The sequence below is a fragment of the Desulfuromusa kysingii genome (assembly GCF_900107645.1).
Taxonomy (GTDB): domain Bacteria; phylum Desulfobacterota; class Desulfuromonadia; order Desulfuromonadales; family Geopsychrobacteraceae; genus Desulfuromusa; species Desulfuromusa kysingii.
Genome location: NZ_FNQN01000003.1, coordinates 129,722 through 150,763, shown reverse-complemented (window position 1 = coordinate 150,763; position 21,042 = coordinate 129,722). Strand labels below are relative to the sequence as shown.

Here is a 21,042-nt window from a genome sequence, read left to right as displayed (position 1 = left end):
TCTTCGTTGTTTATATTTAAAATCTAATTGTCACTTTGTTGTCCGTGACGGATACGCGGATCAGCCAGGGCATAACTGATATCGGCCAACAGGTTGCCTAGCAGTGTTAGCACCGCTCCCATCACCAGAATCCCCATGATCAACGGATAATCCCGCATCATGACTCCATCATAAAAGAGTTTCCCCATCCCCGGAATGGCAAAAATGGTTTCAAAAATGACGCTGCCACCAATCAACCCGGGGACCGAAAGCCCCAAAATTGTAATCACCGGGAGTAAAGCATTGCGCAACGCATGTTTATAGATCACCGTCCGCTCAGACAACCCCTTCGCCCGCGCTGTGAGGATGTAGTCCTGGCGGACAACCTCTAACATGTTAGAACGCATATAGCGGGAGAACCCAGCCAAACCTCCGATAGCAGAGATAAACACCGGCAAAATCAAATGGTTAATCCTGTCCACCAACTGCTCCCCCCAACTCAGATATTCATAGCCCAGAGACTTTAAACCCGAGACCGGCAGCCAACCGAAGCGAACTCCGAACCAGTCCATAAGCAACAACGCCAACCAAAATGAGGGCATAGCAAAACCAGTAAAAACCAGAATGGTCGTTATTCTATCAAAGCCTGAATTTCGGCGTATAGCAGACAGAATCCCCAACGGGATAGAGACCGCCAGAATGAGAACAATGGATAGGAGATTGAGTAAAATTGTGACCGGCAAGCGCTCCAGAACCTTATCAAGAACCGGCCGACGGTCAGAGGCAAAAGACTCGCCAAAATCCAGTTGGACCAAGCGTGATAACCACTGCCAATATTGAACATACAGGGGCTGATCGAGTCCATATTGTGTTCGTAAGCGCTGCTGTAGTTCAGAACTGACCTGGGGGTTGAGTTGCGTCTGCATATCTGTTGGTTCGCCTGGTGCCAGATGGATCACAACAAATGAAATCAGTGTAATCCCCAGCAGTAAGGGAACAAGTAACAACAAACGTTTGAAAATATAACTCAACATATTTTCTCACACAAGCAACGCTGGCAAAATTACCGGGAGTACTTTTGTTCAGGCTTCGGCACAAACCACTGATTGAAATTGTAGCGGATACCGGCTGGAGCAGGCTCGACCCCCCGAAAACGTTTAGAAACCGCCGGTAACGCTTCACCAACATATAAAAAGGTATACGGTTGCTCTTCTGCCAGAATCTCCTGAAAACGATCATAGTAAACTTTGCGCTGGTGTAAATCAAAAACCCGTCGTCCCTCCTCAAGAAGACGGTCAACCTCAGCATTTTTAAAGCCAACAAAATTCAGCCCCCCAGGTACAGCCCTGCTGGAATGCCAGAGATTATACTGATCAGGTTCCGGACCACCGGTCCAACCGAGAATTGTAGCATCAAAATTGTTTGGATTGATAAACTCCTTGAGAAAAGTTGCCCATTCGATAATCCGCAGCTTCACGTCAACACCAATTTCCTTGAAACGCTGCTGAATAATTTCACCCGTTTTTGAACGTAGGTCATTACCTTGGTTGGTCACAATAGTAAAAGAAAATTCTTTACCATCTTTATCTAAGATGCCATTACCATCCGAATCCTTCCAACCAGCTTCGGCCAAGAGCTCGCGCGCCTTGACAGGATCATAGGGATATTTGTGCACCTTGGGATTATAAACCCAGGTATCGGGTTTATATGGCCCGGTAGCAATAGCACCGTACCCCAACAAAACCCCATCAATAAGCTCCTGTTTGTTGATCGCATAAGAGAGCGCTTGCCTGACGCGCTTATCCTGAAAAATCGGCCGACGCAAATTATACCCCAGATAAGAGTAGCCAAAATTCAAATAGCGATATTTATTATACAATCGCCTGAACGCTGGAGTGTCTGTCTGCCGGTCATACTGCAACGGGGAAAGGCCCATGAAGTCAAGGCTACCCGTCTGTAGTTCCAAAAACTGGGTCGAGGTATCAGGAATAATCCGGTAGACAACACGTTTGAGGTAAGGTTGCCCTTCAAAATAGTCCGGGTTGGATTCAAGGACAATTTTTTCCCCACCCACCCACTCGGAAAAACGGTACGGACCGGTTCCTACAGGATTACGGGCCAAGGGACTTTTAGTAATATCTTTGCCCTCCAGAAGATGTCGCGGATGGATCGACATCGCCCAACTCATCAATGCCGGAGCATAGGGCTTATCGTAATGAGCCACGAACGTATAAGGATCAGGAGTTTCAACACCGCTGACCTGCTTGAACGATTCGGCGTAAGCGGTCGGAGTTTTTGGATCAACATAAAGCTCGTAGTTGAATTTCACATCAGCCGCAGTAAAAGGGGCGCCATCGTGCCAGGTCACCCCTTTGCGTAAATGAAAGGTAATGGTCAGATTATCCTCTGAAACCTCCCATGATTCTGCAAGGTCACCTTCAATCTGAAGATCTTTATCATAACGGATCAAGCCGTTATAGATCAGGCCATTAATTGAACTGGAAGCAGAGTCAGAAGCCAAAACTGGCAGAAGGGTGCTAGCGTCACCAATGGAGGCTTCGATAAAAGTATCACCAAACTCAGGAGTTAATGCCGCAGCAACACCAGGGTGGTCAACAGCATCGTTGGTGCGACACGAGTTGAGGCTGATCAATACAATAGCGAATAAACAAAGGGAACCAATAGTTTTTATCATCAAACCTTAACCGCTTCATTCATGGTAAGTGCTCCAGAAGAGCATTATCAGGTCGTTCCAACTGGAACCGTGTCGGGTCAATAATCTCATTCATCCGCACCTCAGAGAAGCTCACCGTGACCCGAGTCTCCTCTAAAGGTATGGCTATCTTGATAACTTCAGGAAAGGGATTTTCTATGGACATATTTTTGTAGTCCACGGCTAGATATTTATCCCCGGCCCGGTAGTAATAACTGCCGATCAATCGGAGCTGATAGTCAAATAACAACTCTTGCTTATTGTCACCATTTTCCAGAACCAGTTTCACACCTTTTGACATCAAGACGACGGAACTGTCCTGATATGCGAGCAACGGTGGATCGTACAATAGTAGTTCGAGCAGATCTGGCGTCTTTAAAGGAACCCGGATAAAACGAAAGATATTTTCATAACTTGCCGGGCCAGAAAAGAACCGTCCAGGGACGGTGGTATTTAGAAATACCGACAGCTGATCGCCATCAGAGACCAGTTGTAAAACCAGCTGACCAAATCCGGTTAAGACATCGGCACGCACCCGATCCGGCCTTTGCAGCAGCAGAAACTGTTCACTGGAAAAAAACTTTCCTTTTGCGGTTAAATCCACATGTGCAGCACCATCAAGTGATAAATATTGCCCCGCATCAAAGGAGACTTTTTCTATCAACTCGTCTGCCGTCGGTAATTCAGTCCAGAGTGGCTTTGGCGGTTGCGCACAACCAGCGAGTCCAAGGAGCAAAAGAATAATCAGCCAGCGCATTAAAATTCCTCAGATGTCAGTAACTTGAGCTTATCCTCAACCTGTTTTGCATGGGGATCCAATTCAAGGACGCGACGATACACTGCCGTTGCCCGATCAAATAACTTCATAGCAGCATAGACATCCCCGAGATGTTCTTGAATAACAGCATCTTCTGGATATATCGCTGCCGCTTGCTCAAGATATTCAAGGCTTTCGGGATAGCGCCCCAGTTTAAAATAGACCCACCCCAGAGTATCCATAATATAACCGCTGGGATCTATCGCTAAGGCTTTTTGTGCTCGGATCAATGCCAAATCTAGATCGGTCCCGGTTTCTGTCTGATCATAAGCCAGAAAGTTCAAAGCATCGGCATGCGCATCATCCACCAACAGGATTTTTTCCATTGTCTCGACTGCCGACTGACGATGACCTTGTTTTTCGTAAAGAACTCCAAGCTGATACAGCAACTGCGTTGCCATGGGGTATTTATCGACCCCGGTCAAAGCCACTTCCATGGCCCTGTCAAGGTCGCCACGATCGCCGAGAAAAGCCCCGAGATAGTAGTAAATTTCAGGCTGATTAATGTTTTGATCCAGCAACTGTGATAACGTCTCAATCGCCTTGTCATTCTCCCCATTCTGCTTATAGAGGTAAGCTAATTGCAATGCTGACTCAGCATAGAGAGATGAGTCCGTTGCCACCGGCTCTAAAACTGCTATAGCTTCGGCACGCTTCCCTTGCTCGGACAAAGCCAGCGCCAAATAATAGCGGCTACGCTCCTGCTGACGGTCAGAGTCCAAAAGCAAACGGAAACTGTTTTCAGCTCCCTCCCAATCTTCCAACTCAAGCTGGATCAAACCAATTTGATTGATCGTTTGTAAATTCTCAGGAAACTGCTGGCGGACGATAGTTAACTGCTCTATGGCCTCAAGCAAAAGGTGTTGAGCGAGATAATATTGCGCCAAACGCTGCCGCACACCTGCTGCCCGCGGATTTTTATCGAGAAATTTACGGTATAATTCCAGCGCAGCATCGCTGTCTTGTTGTTCTAATATTTTGCCGTATTCCAGAACGGCCTGTTGTTGTCCAGGCAAACTCTTTAACAATTGCTGATAGAGAGAAGAAGCTTTATCCAGCTGTTTATTATCAACATACAATCGTGCCAGATAAAGCTGAGCCAAAGTCGCATCAGGTTGTTGTTGCAGAAATGCAGCCAAGAGATTGATGGCTTCATCCTTGCGCCCAAGTTGATTAAGGGCCATCGACAACCGCAACAGTAAAGAACTATTTCCAGGAACCTTCTCTAGCGCCAGACGAAAATGTTCAACGGCTAAAGTAAAGTCGCCCTGATAACTCAGGACGTCTCCCATGAGTTGATGAGCCTCTGCACTTTCAGGATCTCTTGTCAGCAGCACCTTCAGGGTTGTTACGGCCAATTCAGGTTGTTGCCGATGTAAATATGCCTTCGCCAAGAGCAATCTTAAATAGTCCGATTCAGGATCAAGGGTGACGGCTCTCTTTAGAGCGGATACAGCCTCCTCCCAACGCTCCTCAGCGCCAAGAATCCGAAATTCAGTAAAAGAATAGAGTGCTTTTGCGTCAGGATCGGTCAGTTCTGAACGGTATTGGACCGAATCTGCGCCCACAAGATCAAGAGACGGAACTTCACCGGTCACTGCACATCCCGTCACCAGAAAAGATAAAAGGAACAACCAGCACGCTAATGTTTTCATACGGATGAAAGATTGACTCTTCAAGAATATCCCCTCAAGCCATGACCAACATAGAAGATTTAACTATCGATAAGTAGCACACTCATTTCATGAGCGTCAAACCCTTTAAAATATCTACTTTACAACTTTACAGGGTTGAATTTTCTGCTAAATTCCTACCATGTGAAACTTATAATTATTAGTTGTAATTCTGTCTCTTCAGGATTAGTCTGTACAGAGTTCCATCCAGAACTGATGAACGCACGCGATCAGTCCTTCAAGGAAACAGAGGAAAAAGGTTAATTCATGAAGAAGCCACAAAGTAACTCCATCAGAGAGGCTTGGATACTCTGTCTGATTCTGGGCTTAATTATGATAAACTTCCCTTTTATCCATATCTTCAATACCCCGGTGACCATCCTAGGCATTCCAATCCTGATATTCTATTTTCTTGTTGGCTGGCCCCTATCTATCGCCGTCATTTGGTTCTTTGTGCGCTACTTTGAAAATGACCCGAAAAATAATTCCGAATCAGGTGGAGATAAGAGCATCCCATGATACCGGCAAAAACTATCCTTTTTATGTCGATAATCTCTCCCAAAACGGTCCTCCTCCTCTCTCTGGCATATTTTGCCTTGCTGTTCCTCATTGCCTACTACGCTGAAAAATGTCGGAAAAAAGGGAACTGCCTCCTTAAAAACTCGCATATCTATTCACTATCGCTGGCCGTTTACTGCACCAGCTGGACTTTTTACGGTAGTGTTGGCAAAGCAGCGACCAGTGGTCTGGAATTTCTCCCTATCTATCTGGGCCCGACCCTTATCGCTTTTGCCTGGTGGTTTTTACTGCGAAAAATGCTCATCATCAGCAAGCAACAAAACATAACCAGCCTTGCTGACTTTCTCTCCAGTCGCTATGACCGCTCCACCGTTCTTGGCGCGATCGTCACATTGTTTGCGGTTTTTGGGATTACTCCTTATATTGCGCTACAGCTTAAAGCGATTGCACAAACACTAAAAATTCTGTCGATGCCATTAACAACACCCGGCGCAGGATTGTATGATTATACATCCAAACTCCCTTGGAGTATCGATATCGCTTTCTTCGTCGCCTTGCTACTCGCCCTTTTTGGCATGCTGTTTGGCGCGAGGAGTCTTGATTCGTCAGAAAAGCATGAAGGACTGGTTGTCGCTGTCGCTTTTGAATCCATTGTCAAATTAATCGCTTTTCTGGCCGTCGGCATCTTTGTCACCTATGGTCTGTTTGATGGTTTCATCGATGTCTTCCAACGTTTTGCCGAACAATTCCCTGAACGCCGCGACATGCTCCTTTTAGGGACACAACAAACTCCCTATACAAAGTGGTTTACGCTGATAGTCCTGTCGATGATGGCGGTCATGTTCCTCCCTCGCCAGTTTCATATCATGGTGACAGAAAACACCGATGAACAACACATCAAATCGGCAATGTGGAAGTTCCCGGCATACCTTTTTTTGATGAACCTGTTTGTCCTGCCGATTGCCCTTGGGGGCTTGATTATCAATGGCGGCGACACCTCTCAAGCCGACTACTTTGTCCTCACCTTGCCACTAGCTTCAGGGCACCCATGGTTGGCACTGCTGGTCTTCATTGGAGGTCTATCCGCATCTGCGGGAATGGTCATGGTTTCCTCAGTCACCATTGCAACAATGGTGTTGAACCATCTGATTATGCCAATCATCCTGAGGATGAATATCCTCTCGCAAAATCTGTCCAAAATCCTCATCAATATTAAACGGCTGGGAATTCTTGCGGTTATTTTTATCGGCTACTTTTATTTTAAAGTTATTGGCGACTCCTATGCTCTCGTCAATATGGGGTTGATTTCTTTTGCTGCCGTGACCCAATTTGCGCCAGCGATTATCGGTGGATTGTTTTGGAAAAGAGCAAACAGTAAAGCCGCCATCACCGCGATTACCTTGGGATTTACGCTCTGGTTCTATACTCTATTGATCCCATCATTCGTCCGTTCCGGTTGGATCAGCGCCGATATTCTCCAGAATGGTCCTTATGGAATCGGACTGTTAAAACCACTTGAGCTCTTTGGTTTGCGTGGTTTTGATATTTATACGCACTCGCTGTTCTGGAGTATGCTCTTCAATCTAGCTGCGTATCTGGCAATTTCGTTCTTTTCCAAACAGACAAGTTCTGAAGAGGTTCAAGCGAAAAAATTTGTTGATGTTTTTGTCGAACAGTCGCAACAACCAAACAAATTAAAACGGATCAGTAAAGCCCCGACGGTGATGGAATTTGTAGAATTGATGTCCAAATTTATTGGCGCGAAACCGGCTCAGACAGCGATCACCGAATATCTGAGCCATCAGGAAATTGATTCCAGAGGTAACCTGTCAGATCATGAGATTCCGAATCTGAAAAGCTTTACTGAGAAAACTCTGGCTGGACATGTCGGTGCGGCTCCCGCGCGCATCATTCTGGAAAACTACCTGGAAGCTCGCGGCAGTGAAATGGAAGATGTTTTTGATATTTTTGGTACGGTCACTATCAGCCACGCTTCAAGCCGGGAACAACTCAGTGTTCTTTACGAGGCAGCGCAAATTGTTTCTAGCGAACAAAACTTTCAAAAGACTCTGGACAGTATCCTCGAACTCCTGGCTCAACAATTCAAGTTTGATCTCTGTGTCATCCGCTTTTTAGAACCGGAATCGATGACCCTCATAGTCAAAAGTCTTGTGGGCGTATCATCAGAACATTTTGGTCAGTTTGAACGCAACCTCAACATGGAGACCTATATTGGTCAGGCATTCCTCTCTAATGCAACCACAGTGGTTAATGACACCGATGCAACCGATAAACCTGCGTCTGCCGAACACATTAAACGTGATGGTATCACCTGCCTGGCCCATACTCCGATTGTCTTTGAAGGTGAACCGATAGGGATACTTTCTGCCTTTTCTAAAAGTGCGAAAGGGATCTTTACACAAGAATTTATTGCCCTGTTTGAAAATCTCGCCGGTCAAATTGGAATCGCTTGGCGCAACGACCAACAACTGCAGAAACTCCTCGTCGGACGGGAACAAGAGAAGGAGATGCAAATAGCTAAAGATATTCAAAAAGGGCTTCTCCCTGCTAACCTCCCTAAGACTGAGAATGTTGAAATAGCCGGTCTTTGTGTCCCGGCACATCAGGTTGGTGGTGATTATTATGATTTTATTGAACACAATAGTTCATCATGTGATCTGATTATAGCGGATGTTTCAGGACACAATATCGGTTCTGCTCTGATCATGGCTGAAGCGCGGACCTTTATCCACGCCCGCATAGATAGCGTTAAACAGCCGACAGAGATGTTACAGGAACTTAACCACTTTTTCCTCAAAGATCTGGATCGATCTGACCTGTTTGTCACCATGTTTTATCTTCAATATAATTACATAACTCACCAACTTACTTATGGAAATGCGGGACACAACACCCCCTTGCTCTGGAGAAAACGTGACCAAAAACTTGAAACACTTGACGCCGAAGGGCTCATTTTTGGCATCAAAGATAAAATTGCTTTTGAACAAAAAATTATCGATCTTGAAGCAGGAGACCTGCTTCTCCTTTATACTGATGGTATTATTGAAGCTGAAAACAAAGAAAAACAATTTTTTGGGATTGAAAGGCTTGGAAAGTTGCTCGAAGAATGCGATGATTTAAGCTGTCAGGAATTGGTCGACCGGATTATGATTCAAGGTCGTATTTTTACGGGAATGCGACACTTTAATGATGATATTACCCTTGTCGCCATGAAGATTCTAAAATAAGCACCAATTACAATTTTTCAAATCAGTATGATGTCTAAAAGCGTACAATAAAAAAGTGGTATCAACACCCTAAACTGAACCTAAGCAAGGAGAGTTTCATGCAGCTGAATATGACCGAACAAGGCGATATTGTCATCATTGGTGTAGAAGAAGAGCGAATGGATGCCCATAACAGCGGCGATCTGAAGGAGAAAATGTTACAACTATTTGATGAAGGTAAATGCAACCTTGTCATCGACTTGAGTAAAGTCCGTTTTATTGATTCATCCGGTCTCGGTGCTCTTGTTTCTGGTTTTAAAAATGCTAGTGCCCGCGAAGGGAGCCTCAAACTATGCAGTCTTCAACCGCAAGTTCGTTCCATGTTTGAACTAACACGACTCCATCGGGTTTTTGAGATCTTCTCCACTCAAGAAGAAGCATCTGCCAGCTATCAAGCATAGAGGCACTTCCAGAGAGACGTAAATGTCAAAACAGGTGATCATTGACATAACTGTTCCGAATCAAACCAAGTATCTAGGGATGGTTGGGCGCATAGGCGAAAGTATCGCGTATTCCCTGAAGGGCTACCTTGGAAACCGCCGTGAGCTTGCCTATCATCTGAACCTGGTACTAACAGAAGCTCTGGCAAACGCAATATGCCATGCCAACAACAGTGATCCGGACAAAGAAGTCAGAGTGACAATAACTGCCTCTGATCGAGATCTCATTATCAGAGTTTTCGATCATGGGCAGGGTTTTGATCTTGAAACACTCTCTCAAAAGAAAGCACAGAGCTGTGATGAAGGGGGGCGCGGAATTCAGATCATTCACAAATTAATGGATCAGGTCCGATATATTAGAAAAGAAGACGGCAACGTTTTAGAAATCACCAAATCTCTTAATTAACCCCAGCAGGACAACTCTTTAGGTTGCCATTCAGGTCGACGCTACACATTATTTTGCGCGCCCCACGAAGTATTCCAAACAGTCATGATGGCTGGACAGGGTGATCATACCAGACACCCCTCCATATCCAGCAAACAGCATCCCAGCAGCGGCCGCGGCAGCTTTATCCAGCACTGAATCACCGATAAAAAGACAATTTTCAGGGGCAATATCAAGATAACTTGCCGCAAGCAACAACATGTCTGGTGCCGGTTTAGGCCGTTCAACGTCATGGCTGGTGACAACAGAAGAGAAAAACCTATGCAGATCGAAATGATCCAGAATCGACAGAATGCTTTTGCCCCGATTGGTTGCAATCGCCAGTGGATAGTCGTTTCTAAGCTGGGTTAAAAGTTCAGTCAAATGGGGTTCAGGTTCCATCTGAGGAATAAATTCACGATAGTCTAAAGTCGCCGCAAACCTAAGAGCAGGGACTAAATCATTATCGCGCATAAGTTCAGACAAAACATCGGGGGAACTCGCAGTATGGCACAACTGAGCCCGCTCGGTTTGGTCAGCAGAAACCAGCGGATAGGAAAACTCTTTCAGAATTCGATTGTAATAGGCAAGATTCGCCCGACGACTTTCAAACATGACCCCGTCACAATCAAAGATGACCGCTTCGATTCGACTCAAGACTTACCCCTTTTGCAAAAGTAAACCAATCCGGTCAACCCGATAAGAATCATCGGGGTTGACAACAATTGCCCCATAGTCGCCCCCCACCAGAGAAACCCAAGTTGTTCATCAGGTTGCCTGACAAACTCTATGATAAAACGAAACAGTCCATACATAAAAAGGAAACTAAAAACAGGAATGCCACGTGCAGCATTATTTCGATGCAATAGATAAATCATCACAAACAGAAATAGACCTTCAAGACCGGCTTCATAAAGTTGACTGGGGTGCCGCGGCAAAGGTCCACCATGCGGAAAAACGACCCCCCACGGAAGATCTGTCACCCTCCCCCAGAGCTCAGAATTGATAAAGTTGCCAATTCGGCCAAAGAAAAGCCCAATAGGCACGGCAGCAACAACTAAGTCAGCGACCAAAATAAGATCCAGATGACGAACCCGACAGAATATCAGTAATACGATGAAAACCCCGATCAGACCACCATGAAAACTCATCCCCCCTTCCCAGACAAAAAGGATTTTCAGAGGATGATGGAGGTAGTACTCTGTATTATAGAATAGGGTATATCCAAGACGACCACCAAAGACGACGCCCAACACCGCATAAAATAATAAATCGGAAATGACCTCTTTTTTGATCGGCATGTCGCGCAGCCGAACGATATGACACATCATTAAATATCCGCCCAAAAATCCAAGCAGATACATCATTCCATACCAACGGACGGCAAGCGGTCCAAGACTGAATATTACCGGGTCAATATGGGGAAAATTCATCCGTTAGCCCTCCTAAGCCTCGTCAAAATGTTATGAAAATCATCAGGTACCGGAACCGAAAAGATCATATCACGGTTCAGCACCGGATGCCGAAAAGCAAGTTTTTCAGCATGTAGCAAGGGCCGTTGTATTTTAACGCCAGAAATTTCATCTGCGCCGCCATAGCGTTTATCCCCAACTAAAGGCCAACTGGATTCAGACATATGCGCTCGTATCTGATGCGAACGTCCTGTTAATATCTCGACATTCAACAATGAGTAGTTTGCCGAAAAGGATTCCACCAATTGATATCGAGTAATCGCCTCTTTCCCCCCTTTTTCAACGGATTTAACCCGGTTTTCTTTTCTGGATCGAGCCAAAAAAGATCGAATTTCTCCTTGTTGAACGGCAGGAGTTCCATGGACCAAAGCAAGATACTCCTTCTTGACTTCATGCTCCAGAAAAATACGGGTCATCTCTTTATGTGAACGTGGATGAATAGAAAAGACAATAACGCCTGAAGTTCCCCTGTCCAGCCGCTGGATCATACCGATCTCGGGTTTTTGATGCGGACGAAAAGGATCTCGCAAATGCCATTGCAGCGCCTCAAATACGGTCCCCTTAAACCTGGCATGGGTTGGTTGCGTATCGACCAGTGCCGGCTTGTTTAAGACAATGATAAAATCATCCTGAAACAGAATATCGCTCTCGGCAATTCGATACGGATCTAACGGCAGTTGATCAATATAGACTTCGATTAAATGACCAGGTTGCGGGGAGGTCGAACAGTTTCGAACTCTGCGACCATCGATATGAACACCCCCGAGGTCGATGATCTTTTTAGCCTGTGTCCGGGATAACCCGATCGCAGCGTCAGCTAAATACTGATCAAGTCTGAGATTGATATGCTCACGAGGAACCTGCAATCTGTGGATGATCCATTTCATAAGGCTGGGTTCCATGTATTCTGATATAGCATTTAATAAATCTAACTTTTCCTTGACTCACGACAGAAACTTGTTACTATAGAACCATATTTTAGTTCTTTGAATTTCTGGGGTGTGCGAATTGATTCTGAGTCCTTGACCAACGTTTTTACTGGCCTGTCATGACGTGAAAAAATTGTGTGCAAGCCTGCCCATGAGTAGGACGTCTAATATTTTTTCCGGCGACAAATTTTTTGTTCAGGTCATTTGTAAAGAATCATACCGGCACCCTGGAAACATTTCACAAAAAAGGCTCTGAAACTATTTCAGAGCCTTTTTTTATATCTTCGTCTTACTTCAGACTACTCATCAACCCGGTCACGAAGATCTTTACCGGTTTTAAAAAATGGTGTCTTCCGTGATGGAATCTGAACCAATTCACCACTCTTAGGATTTCTTGCCTCTCGGGCATCACGTTCACGAACAGAAAAAGAACCAAACCCACGGATTTCGACACGGTCCCCTTGCGCCAACGCCTTGCCTATTCCACCGAATATAAGGTTTATGACAGTTTCGGCATCTTTTTTATTCAGAATTTCGTGCGACTCTGAAAGTTGTTCAATCAATTCACTTTTAGTCATCGTTACCTTCCACGCATATTAAATACAAAATATCAATAGTTCAGCAAAAGATACTGTGGTCCAATTAGCCTTTTTGTCGCGAGATTAATCCCTAAAAAATGACTCACAGCACCCTGTAAATAGCGATCAATAAAATCCATTTTTACCGGATCAGGGTAGACGAGATCAGGGTCATCATCAATGCCGGCAGTTTTGGCAGCATACTGAACAGCATCATGAAACGTGCCGAGTTCATCAATTAAACCAAGAGCTTTTGCTTGCCGACCGGTAAAAATTCGTCCATCGACATAAGGTTGCAGATCTGCCAATGACATTTTTCGACCTACGCTGATTGCTTCAACAAACTGGAGATGAACATCATCAATCATTCGCTGCAGCAATTCTCTATCTGCCGCGGTAAATTCCCGGCTAGAAGAACCTATGTCTTTAAATGTTCCACTTTTAACAACTTCAGTATGAATACCGACCTTTCCCATTAGATCTTGATAGTTAGGAAAAGACATGATCACCCCGATGCTGCCAGTGATAGTTCCCGGATTTGCAAAGATTTTATCCCCTGCAACCGCGAGATAATAGCCTCCTGACGCAGCGACAGAACCCATCGAAATGATAAGAGGCTTGACGTCAGCAAGTTTTTTTAATTCAGCATAAATTTCTTGTGATGGTCCCACCCCGCCACCCGGTGAATCAATCCTAACAACCACCGCTTTAATATTGTTCCGCTCACGATAGTTGAGAATTTGTTCGACCAGCAACCGGGAATCAACAATCGTCCCTTCGACTTCCAGAACACCAATTTTGTTACCCACAGAGACAACTGAACCAGAACGGAGGAAGCCGGCAGAAAAAACAACCAGAAGAAAGAAAAGAAAGATTCCAACAACGGTCAAAGTTGCAAATATAAAAGGATGTTTTTTCATTTTAACCATTAAAAAAGGGGCTCCAGCATGCAGGAGCCCCTGTTTATGTTTATCAACAGTTTAGTCTTCTGACTTACGACCCACGGCACCTTGGAGTAAATCACCAAGATTTGATGTTGCTGTTTTTTGTGCACCCATGAATTCGTTGACTTCTGCTTTTTCTTTTTGGACATCGAGATTCTTGATTGATAGGGCAATTTTTCGGTCAACCGTATCAACCTGAAGAACACCAGCCTCAAGTTCTGCACCAACTTCGGTGAAGTCTTTTGGACTGTCGATCTTCTCTTTGCTCAATTCTGAAACATGAATCAAGCCTTCGATACCTTCTTCAAGCTCAATAAAGATACCAAAATCAGTGATGGAGGTGACTTTCCCCTTCACGATAGTTCCACGAGCGTAACGAGTCGGTACACTCTCCCATGGATCAAGACTTAATTGTTTCAAACCAAGAGAGAAACGTTCATTTTCACGATCGATATTCAAGACAACCGCTTTAACCAGATCACCTTTTTTATAGACTTCAGACGGATGCTTGATCCGCTTGGTCCATGAAAGATCAGAGATATGAACTAAGCCATCAATCCCTTCGTCTACACCGACAAAAATACCGAAATCGGTAATATTCTTAACTTGACCTTCAATGATAGTACCGATCGGGAATTTTTCGCCGATAACATCCCATGGGTTCGGTTCAATTTGCTTCAGACCCAAAGAGATACGCCGGTTATCAGTATCAAGTGCCAAGACAATTGATTCGACATCATCGCCAATAGCGAGAACTTTACTTGGATGCTTGACGCGTTTGGTCCAGCTCATTTCAGAGACATGAATCAAACCTTCAACACCTTCTTCAAGTTCGATAAATGCACCGTAATCAGTCAAACTGACAACCTTACCAGTCACCTTGGCACTGATCGGGTACTTGCTGGCAACATCCAACCATGGATCAGGGGCAATCTGCTTCAGACCCAGAGAAACACGTTCCTTCTCTTTATCAAACTTGAGAATCTTGACATTGATTTTGTCACCAACAGCAAGAATATCTGAGGGATGCTTAACCCGACCCCAAGACATATCAGTAATGTGCAAAAGACCATCAATACCACCAAGGTCAATAAATGCACCATAATCTGTCAGGTTTTTAACCACACCTTCAACAACTTGACCCTCCTCGAGGGTTTTTAAAGTGTTGCTACGATGTGATTCACGTTCAGTTTCAAGCAGAACGCGCCGTGAAAGGACAATATTACCACGTCGTTTATTCAACTTGATAATCTTGAAATCAAAAGTCTGGCCAATCACTTTGTCCAGATTACGCACTGGACGCAGATCAACCTGAGAACCCGGCAAGAAAGCATTAACACCGATATCGACCGAAAGACCACCTTTAATCCGACTAAGGATTCGCCCTTCAACCACAGCATCTTCTTCCAGAGAGTTCCAGATTTTTTGCCGATCAGCCTTCTCTTTAGAAAGCACGATCAAGCCGCTATCGCTTTCACCGCCACCAAACAGGACATCATAAACGTCACCAACTTTGACGTTGATCTCCCCGTTTTCGTCAGCAAATTCACGAAGCGAGATAACTCCTTCTGATTTGTAACCGACGTCGACAACAACTGAATCAGGGTTAACCTGAACAATTGTCCCTTGAACGACATCGTTCCGCTTTAGTTCAAAGCCGCCCTGCTCATAATCTTTCAGCAGCTCTTCAAAGCTTTCCTCACCGTCCAGCAATTCCATTTCTTCTTCGTCCCGCATGTTTTTATCTTCTACCATTGGAGATGTGACCCCCTTACGAATTTCCCGACGCCTTGCGACGGCGGACTCAATTTGAGACTGCGCAAGTTAGCACAAGCGTTGTGAAAAAACAAACCAATATTTTTCAGGCAGTTATTCTCGTTTATCTGTTTGTTTTTTTCTTACAATGGTAGACATTTCGTCCAGAACCTCTGCTATCGATAATCGCGTTGAATCAATAACGACAGCATCTTCTGCCTGGGTTAACGGCGCATGGGTACGGGCCATGTCTGCCGCATCCCGCGCTTTGACTTCAATAATTGTCTGTTCTAAGTTGACATCACTTCCTTTAGCCATGAGTTCTTCATAACGTCGTCGCCCCCTTTCTTCAGCAGTTGCCTGCAGAAAAAACTTAACCTCTGCATCGGGAAAAACAACCGTGCCGATATCGCGACCCTCAAGCACAACACCCCCCTCAGCCCCCATTTCACGTTGCTGCTTCACCATCGCTTCACGGACAACTTGAGACGCGGCAACTTTCGCCGTCAGCAAACTGACTTCCGGAGTCCGGATCTGAGCTGAAACGTCTACACCGTTCACGATCACCTGCTCAGAGTCTTGATGCCGGATAAAACGGATCGAGAGGTCTTTGCAAAGTTCTTGCAAAGCGCCCTCATCGTCTAAGGCAATCCCCTGTTGCTGGACCAGCAAAGCGACAGACCGATACATCGCACCGGTATCAATATTAAGATAATCAAATTGTTTGGCCAACGCCTTACTTAAGGTACTTTTCCCCGCGCCGGACGGACCATCAATTGCTATGATCAGTTTTTCTTTTAACATTTCAGTTCTCCGTGATCCGAGTCAACAGCTCCCAAAAACCAGGAAAAGAGGTCTCGGTACAAGCGGTATCCACTATCTTTATGGCTGTCGTCGCTCCCAGGGCGGCGATCGCCATACTCATAGCAATACGATGATCGCCGCAAGAATTCACTTCGCCTCCGGTTAATCTCCTGCCACCAACGATACGCATGCCATCATCCAATGGCTCAATGGCAACGCCTAAGGACCCCAGACAATCACACATAGCTGCGATTCGATCGGTCTCTTTAACCCGTAACTCTTTTGCATCTCGAATTATCGTAACGCCATCAGCAAATGCAGCTGCAACGCTGACAACCGGAAATTCATCGATCGCTCTGGGAATAAGATCACCACCGATTTCTATTCCATGCAAATGGCTACTCTTGACCAAGAGATCAGCCACGGGCTCACCGGAGAGTTCACGCAAGTTGGTCAGCTCAATAGCGCCACCCATCTGCTGCAAAATATCAATGATCCCACTGCGAGTCGGATTCACCCCGACGTTTTTCAACAATAGTTCGGAGTCAGGGACAATCAGCCCTGCCACCAAAAAAAATGCTGCTGAAGAGATATCACCTGCGACATCAACTTCTTTGCCGCTCAATACCACCCGCCCTTTGACTCTGGTGCCTCCGGAGAAGGACTCCAGATCAGCACCAAAATAGCGCAACATCCTCTCGCTGTGATCGCGGGAAAGATGCGGTTCATAAACAGTCGTAACGCCATCGACCTGCATCCCGGCGAGGAGAACTGCCGATTTAACCTGGGCGCTGGCAATCGGAGAGTGGTATTCCGCAGCCACCAAACCACCGCCATCAATCGCCAACGGGGCTTTTGAATGGTCGTCCCGACCGAGGATTTTTGCCCCCATGGAAGTTAACGGGGTGATCACCCTCCCCATGGGTCTTCGACGCAAATATTGATCTCCTGTAAGGATCGTAAAAAAAGGTTGCGCCGCGAGGATTCCAGACATCAAACGCATTGTCGTGCCTGAATTACCGCAATCAATCACATCATCAGGCTCTTTCAAACCATCAAGACCGCGCCCCTGAATAATTATTTCATCATCCCCTTTGTCGTTAACTTCAACCCCCAGACACCTGAAAGCGTGCAGGGTTGACAGACAATCTTCACCACGCAATAACCCACGGATACGGCTTTCACCTTGGGCTAAAGACGCGAACATAATTGCCCGGTGGGAGATGGACTTGTCTCCGGGGACGATAAAGTCTCCGCGGAGGCGTGTCGCTGGAAGAACAGTTTTGGTTTCAACTTTATGCATCAGATTCACCCTTAATTAAATTTATAAAATCGCATCCCGAAGCTGCTTCGAGCGCTGAAAAAAATCGAACAGCTTATCACTGTTTCCAGCGACAATATCTGCTTTCAATTCAGCAAAAAAAACGTCAAACTGCTCCATCATTTCTAACAGTGCATCACGATTTGTCTCGGCAATGTCCCGCCACATCGTTGGGTCAGACGATGCAATCCGGGTAAAGTCGCGAAAACCACCCGCAGAATATTCTAAAATATTCTCTTCATAATGGTCATAGGATCCAACCGCATTAACCAGAGCGTAAGCAACCATGTGCGGCAAGTGACTGATCGCGGCAAGGACTTTATCATGCTTTTCCAATGACATCTGCACGACATCACTGCCCACTGCGGACCACATCTGACGGACTAACGCAAGGGCGTTGGACGCGGTATTTTCTGTCGGCGTCAAAATACAGCGCTTGCCGTGGTATAAGGTTGAGAAAGCCGCTTCGGCACCACTATTTTCGGTTCCGGCAATTGGATGTCCGGGGACAAAGTGGATTCCGTCTGGCAACAAAGGTTCTATCGCTCTGACAACCGCTCCTTTGACACTGCCACCATCAGTGATAATCGCGCCCGGCTTCAACCCTGGCAGGAAACGTTGCGTGACCGTAGCCAACGTCTTGACCGGCGTTGCCAGAAAAACAACATCTGCACCAGAGACCGCTTCCTGCGGATCACGCTTATAAGAGTCGATAATCCCCAACTCCAATGCCTTTTCAAGATTCGGCTTCCCCCGTCCACAACCAATGACCTCGCCAACAACGCCAGCTTCTTTTAAAGCCAGAGCCAGGGAGCCGCCAATCAAACCGACGCCGATAATCGTTAAACGGGGAATCAGAACGGTTTTAGCGGTCATCTCTGTTCTCCTATGGAACTTTCATTACCAGCGATAGGGTAAGAACCGAGGATTTTGAGGAAATGGCAGTGGCTGCGTAACTCTTCGATCGCCTCTGCGATTTCTGGATCTTCAGCATGACCGATCAAATCAAGAAAGAAAATATATTCCCACGCCTTCTCTTTCATCGGTCGACTTTCAATTTTCGCCAGATTAATCTGCCGCTGACTGAATGGCTCCAACATTCGGTAGAGAATCCCTGGCTCATCCTTGACACTGAACATGATAGAGGTTTTATCAGCGCCGCTCTTCTCAGGGGTCTTCTTGCCAATCACCAGAAAACGGGTGAAATTGTTGGGATTATCTTCAATCTTGGCCTTAACGACCTGTAAATCATATTGCACGGCTGCGGCATGACTGGCGATCGCGGCCACGGACTCATCTCCAGTGGCCAGTTGCGCCGCCGCTGCGGTACTGGCAACGTCCATCTGCGGAATATCAGCCATATTGGTTTCTAACCAATGACGACATTGTGCTAACGATTGTGGATGAGAAACAATCTTACGGATCTTCTCAGGATCGCCGGTTTTAGAGAGTAGATTATGGGATATCTCCAACATCACCTCGGCTATCATCTGCAATTCAGAGTTAAAGAACATGTCAAGGGTATGATTGACCACCCCCTCAGTCGAATTCTCGACCGGAACGACTCCGTAATGGGCTCGTCCCCTCTCCACCTCTTCAAAGACAGCGGGAATACTTTTCATCGGGATCAATTGTGCCGACAAACCGAATTGCAACATCGCAGCCATGTGCGTAAATGTTGACTGAGGACCCAAAAAAGCCACCTTCATCGGCATTTCCATATTCAGTGAGGCGGAAATAATTTCACGGAAAACTTTGCATACTGCATCATTGGGGAACGGTCCGCAATTATTCTGGGTCAATCGGGCATAAATAGCCTTTTCTCTGCTTGGGACATAGAAGGTTTTGTCACTCCCTTCCTTGGCTTTGCCGACAGCAATCGCTATATTGGCTCGCTGGTTCAGGAGATCAAGGATCTCATTATCGATCAAATCGATATTTTGTCGCAATTTGTTCAAATCTTGATTCGCCATAACAGTATCTTTCTAAAAAGAGAATAGCAGATGCCGGAATGTAGCCTAACCGACGGTAAAAATCAATTTCATGCCGATCGCAAAACATGACAATCCTGCTTGACCTGTTAATTCACCGCAGCTAAACTCCAACGATTGTACCAAGTATTCAAGAGATAAATACACCACCTATTTACGAGCAAAGGAAGTATGCAAATGCCCATTGCAAACACAATTAAAGATCATATTGAACACTCTTCCTGGATTCGGAAAATGTTTGAAGAGGGTGCCTCCTTAAGAGCGCAATTCGGCGATGAGAACGTTTTCGATTTCACCCTTGGAAACCCAACCATGGAACCCCCAGCACAATTAAATGAGGAATTGAAAAAGATCGCTGACAACCCGATCCCGGGAATGCACCGTTACATGAATAATGCCGGCTATGAAGAAACCCGCGCAGCGGTCGCTGAAGTCATCGCTGAGCACTGCAAACAACCGGTCACTGCAGACCATATTGTTATGACCTGCGGCGCTGGAGCAGCATTGAATGTCGTCTTAAAAACCCTGCTAAATCCAGGGGATGAAGTGATTATTTTGATCCCTTACTTTGTTGAGTATAATTTCTATATCGACAACCAGAATGGGATCCCTGTCGAAGTCCTCACCAAAGAAGACTTTCAACCAGACCTTGAAGCGATAGAGTCAGCAATCAATTCCAGAACACGCGCCATTATCATCAATTCTCCGAATAATCCTACTGGGGTTATCTATCCAGAGTCGACCCTGCAAGCGCTAGGAGCATTATTAAATCGGAAAGAGCAGGAATTCGGAACCACAATCGTAGCCATCTCGGACGAGCCCTATGCACGCATCAGCTTTGGGGATGAAGTCCCTTGCATTTTTAATGCTGTTGCCAACTCAATCATTGTTACTTCACACTCTAAAGATCTTGCCCTCCCCGGTGACCGGATTGGTTATCTGGCAGCAAATCCAGCCATGGAAAATGTCGACCAATTTATGCAGGGCACAATTTTCTGCAACCGCGTGCTCGGATTCGTTAACGCCCCGGCGCTGATGCAGAGGCTGGTAACCAATCTACAACGGGTAAGTGTCGATGTCGCAGAATATCGGCATAAACGGGATTTACTCTACAATAAATTGATCGAACTTGGTTTTGAGATGGTGAAGCCCGGGGGGGGATTCTATCTGTTCCCGAAAGTTCCGATTGCTGATGAGATGGAATTTATCCGCATCGCACAAAAATATCGTATTTTGCTGGTTCCAGGGTCCGGTTTTGGCGCCCCCGGTTATTTCCGCATAGCATATTGTGTTGAAGACGCCATGATTGAGCGGAGTCTGCCATTATGGGAAGAGCTTGCACGTGAAATCGGACTTGTTCCTCACAGATAATTTTTTCGATGTTCACAACGCTCAG

At 45.8% G+C, this 21,042-nt stretch carries 19 protein-coding genes; 5 read left to right on the top strand and 14 right to left on the bottom strand.

Features of this window, described 5'->3' with window-relative positions:
• Positions 1-23: 23 nt before the first annotated feature.
• From BLU87_RS05990 to BLU87_RS05975, 4 genes are read right to left on the bottom strand one after another with little or no spacing between them, the layout of a single operon-like run.
• The gene (locus tag BLU87_RS05990; RefSeq protein ID WP_092345740.1) at positions 24-1,013 is read right to left on the bottom strand and encodes an ABC transporter permease; all 990 of its coding nucleotides are present in this window, start codon (positions 1,011-1,013) and stop codon (positions 24-26) included.
• 29 nt (positions 1,014-1,042) lie between these two features.
• Positions 1,043-2,674, bottom strand: a complete 1,632-nt coding sequence (locus tag BLU87_RS05985; protein ID WP_092345738.1) for a peptide-binding protein — start codon at positions 2,672-2,674, stop codon at positions 1,043-1,045.
• A gap of 19 nt (positions 2,675-2,693) precedes the next feature.
• Positions 2,694-3,449: a DUF4292 domain-containing protein gene (locus BLU87_RS05980; protein ID WP_092345736.1), complete on the bottom strand. Its 756-nt coding sequence runs from the start codon at positions 3,447-3,449 to the stop codon at positions 2,694-2,696.
• Positions 3,449-5,188, bottom strand: a complete 1,740-nt coding sequence (locus BLU87_RS05975) for a tetratricopeptide repeat protein (RefSeq protein ID WP_139167477.1) — start codon at positions 5,186-5,188, stop codon at positions 3,449-3,451. The genes BLU87_RS05980 and BLU87_RS05975 overlap by 1 nt, the downstream gene beginning before the upstream one ends.
• 261 nt (positions 5,189-5,449) lie before the next feature.
• On the opposite strand from BLU87_RS05975, the gene BLU87_RS05970 reads away from it, so the two are divergent.
• From BLU87_RS05970 to BLU87_RS05955, 4 genes are all read left to right on the top strand, one after another.
• On the top strand, positions 5,450-5,701 hold the full coding sequence (locus tag BLU87_RS05970) for a hypothetical protein (RefSeq protein ID WP_092345732.1): 252 nt from the start codon (positions 5,450-5,452) through the stop codon (positions 5,699-5,701).
• On the top strand, positions 5,698-8,949 hold the full coding sequence (locus BLU87_RS05965; protein WP_245706393.1) for a SpoIIE family protein phosphatase: 3,252 nt from the start codon (positions 5,698-5,700) through the stop codon (positions 8,947-8,949). The genes BLU87_RS05970 and BLU87_RS05965 overlap by 4 nt, the downstream gene beginning before the upstream one ends.
• A 98-nt stretch (positions 8,950-9,047) precedes the next feature.
• Complete coding sequence (locus BLU87_RS05960; protein WP_092345731.1) at positions 9,048-9,389, top strand: STAS domain-containing protein; 342 nt, start codon at positions 9,048-9,050, stop codon at positions 9,387-9,389.
• A 22-nt stretch (positions 9,390-9,411) separates the two neighbouring features.
• Positions 9,412-9,834 carry an ATP-binding protein gene (locus BLU87_RS05955; protein WP_092345730.1) on the top strand — a complete coding sequence of 141 codons (423 nt, stop codon included), beginning with the start codon at positions 9,412-9,414 and terminating at the stop codon, positions 9,832-9,834.
• A 48-nt stretch (positions 9,835-9,882) separates the two neighbouring features.
• On the opposite strand, the gene BLU87_RS05950 is transcribed toward BLU87_RS05955, so the two are convergent.
• From BLU87_RS05950 to pheA, 10 genes are all read right to left on the bottom strand, one after another.
• Complete coding sequence (locus BLU87_RS05950; RefSeq protein WP_092345728.1) at positions 9,883-10,509, bottom strand: HAD family hydrolase; 627 nt, start codon at positions 10,507-10,509, stop codon at positions 9,883-9,885.
• Positions 10,506-11,285: a prolipoprotein diacylglyceryl transferase gene (gene lgt, locus BLU87_RS05945; RefSeq protein WP_092345726.1), complete on the bottom strand. Its 780-nt coding sequence runs from the start codon at positions 11,283-11,285 to the stop codon at positions 10,506-10,508. The genes BLU87_RS05950 and lgt overlap by 4 nt, the downstream gene beginning before the upstream one ends.
• A complete protein-coding gene (locus BLU87_RS05940) occupies positions 11,282-12,211 on the bottom strand; it encodes an RluA family pseudouridine synthase (RefSeq protein WP_092345724.1) in 930 nt (309 codons plus the stop codon). Before BLU87_RS05940 ends, lgt begins: the two co-directional genes overlap by 4 nt.
• 341 nt (positions 12,212-12,552) lie before the next feature.
• Entirely contained in the window at positions 12,553-12,831 is a 279-nt protein-coding gene (locus BLU87_RS05935; protein ID WP_092345722.1) for an integration host factor subunit beta, read from the bottom strand.
• A 32-nt stretch (positions 12,832-12,863) separates the two neighbouring features.
• The gene (sppA, locus tag BLU87_RS05930) at positions 12,864-13,760 is read right to left on the bottom strand and encodes a signal peptide peptidase SppA (protein WP_092345720.1); all 897 of its coding nucleotides are present in this window, start codon (positions 13,758-13,760) and stop codon (positions 12,864-12,866) included.
• 51 nt (positions 13,761-13,811) lie between these two features.
• Positions 13,812-15,530 (bottom strand): 30S ribosomal protein S1, encoded by a 1,719-nt coding sequence (locus tag BLU87_RS05925; protein ID WP_092345718.1) that lies wholly within the window; start codon positions 15,528-15,530, stop codon positions 13,812-13,814.
• Positions 15,531-15,644: 114 nt separating this feature from the next.
• Positions 15,645-16,334, bottom strand: coding sequence for a (d)CMP kinase (gene cmk, locus BLU87_RS05920; protein ID WP_092345716.1), 690 nt, complete (start codon positions 16,332-16,334; stop codon positions 15,645-15,647).
• A gap of 1 nt (position 16,335) precedes the next feature.
• On the bottom strand, positions 16,336-17,637 hold the full coding sequence (gene aroA / locus BLU87_RS05915; protein WP_092345714.1) for a 3-phosphoshikimate 1-carboxyvinyltransferase: 1,302 nt from the start codon (positions 17,635-17,637) through the stop codon (positions 16,336-16,338).
• Positions 17,638-17,658: 21 nt separating this feature from the next.
• A complete protein-coding gene (locus tag BLU87_RS05910) occupies positions 17,659-18,531 on the bottom strand; it encodes a prephenate dehydrogenase (protein ID WP_092345712.1) in 873 nt (290 codons plus the stop codon).
• The gene (pheA, locus tag BLU87_RS05905) at positions 18,528-19,628 is read right to left on the bottom strand and encodes a prephenate dehydratase (protein WP_092345710.1); all 1,101 of its coding nucleotides are present in this window, start codon (positions 19,626-19,628) and stop codon (positions 18,528-18,530) included. Before pheA ends, BLU87_RS05910 begins: the two co-directional genes overlap by 4 nt.
• Before the next feature lie 195 nt (positions 19,629-19,823).
• On the opposite strand from pheA, the gene BLU87_RS05900 reads away from it, so the two are divergent.
• The gene (locus tag BLU87_RS05900) at positions 19,824-21,017 is read left to right on the top strand and encodes a pyridoxal phosphate-dependent aminotransferase (RefSeq protein ID WP_092345708.1); all 1,194 of its coding nucleotides are present in this window, start codon (positions 19,824-19,826) and stop codon (positions 21,015-21,017) included.
• Positions 21,018-21,042 lie beyond the last annotated feature (25 nt).